The sequence below is a fragment of the Mesorhizobium sp. M7A.F.Ca.US.005.03.2.1 genome, assembly GCF_003997795.1.
Taxonomy (GTDB): Bacteria; Pseudomonadota; Alphaproteobacteria; order Rhizobiales; family Rhizobiaceae; genus Mesorhizobium; species Mesorhizobium ciceri.
The window spans coordinates 1-1,048 of sequence record NZ_RZRP01001328.1 but is presented as its reverse complement, the minus strand read 5'-3'; the positions used below and the strand labels follow the sequence as shown (position 1 = coordinate 1,048).

General features: G+C 60.5%; 1 protein-coding gene and 1 pseudogene. One reads left to right on the top strand and one right to left on the bottom strand.

All coding sequences use genetic code 11. The annotated features are described in order from the left end of the window. A partial coding sequence (locus tag EN991_RS37490) for a LysR family transcriptional regulator (protein ID WP_206519351.1) occupies positions 1 to 683 on the bottom strand: 683 nt, incomplete at its 3' end. Positions 684 to 833: 150 nt separating this feature from the next. Here EN991_RS37490 and EN991_RS37485 point away from each other — a divergent pair. Further along, positions 834 to 1,048: pseudogene (locus EN991_RS37485) on the top strand (MFS transporter); the annotation flags it as partial.

Sequence of the window (1,048 nt, the reverse complement as noted above, 5' to 3'; positions counted from 1 at the left end):
GACGAATTGAAGGTAAGTTGTCCTTCTACCCGCACGCGAAGGTCGCGCCCATCCCTGGCGAATTCCCAGGCATACAATCCGCCGAAAGTCGCCTGTCGCATGTTTATGCAGTCATGATCGACCAGATCCTGGGGGGTGGTTGGCACCGGATGGTGGGCAAAGTACTCCTCCGAAGCCACGGCCACGAGCCTCCAATCCGGACCGATCCGCACCGCGATCATATCCCTGTCGATGCTCTCGCCCAGCCGCACGCCTGCGTCAAAGCGCTCCTCCACAATGTTCTTCATGCCGTTGTCGCTGTAGAGCTCGACGCGCACGTCGGGATAGTCGCCAAGCACGGGCTGCAGCTTCGGCCAGACAGTCGTCTGGAGCGCATGGTCGGATAGCGTGATGCGGACCGTTCCGGAGGGTTTGTCGCGAAAGGCCACCAGGCTTGCAAGGTCGGCCTCGATTTCATCGAAGCGCGGGCCAAGAGATTGGAAAAGCCGCTCGCCGGCCTCGGTCGGGGCAACGCTCCGCGTCGTGCGCGTCAGCAGGCGGACGCCAAGACGAGATTCCAGCTCCTTGATCGTCGAACTCAGAGTCGACTGCGAGGTTCCGAGCTTGGCCGCCGCCCTGGTAAAGCTGCGTTCCTGGGCGACCGCCACGAACCACAGAAGATCCTTCATGCCATCCCGCTGCATAGGTCACCTCCGACGGCATTTATATCACAAGCAGATAAGTCCATGCGAATTCCTCAGTCTAATAGAATGGGTTCCGCGTCGATATATTCCGGGCATGGCGACGGGGATCGCGGCTGATCCGCTCCCGGTCGCCTTGCAAGGATGCCAATTATGGAAACAACCTACGACACAAGGTCCCTCAAAGACCGCGCCGCATGGAGTGCGGTGCTTTCGATGGCGCTGTGCGTCTTCGTGCTTATCGCGTCGGAATTCATGCCGGTCAGCCTGCTCTCCCCGATCGCAGCCGATCTCAACATCACCGCAGGCCGCGCCGGACAGGCGATTTCGGTTTCGGGTGCTTTTGCCGTCGTGACCAGCCTCTTGGT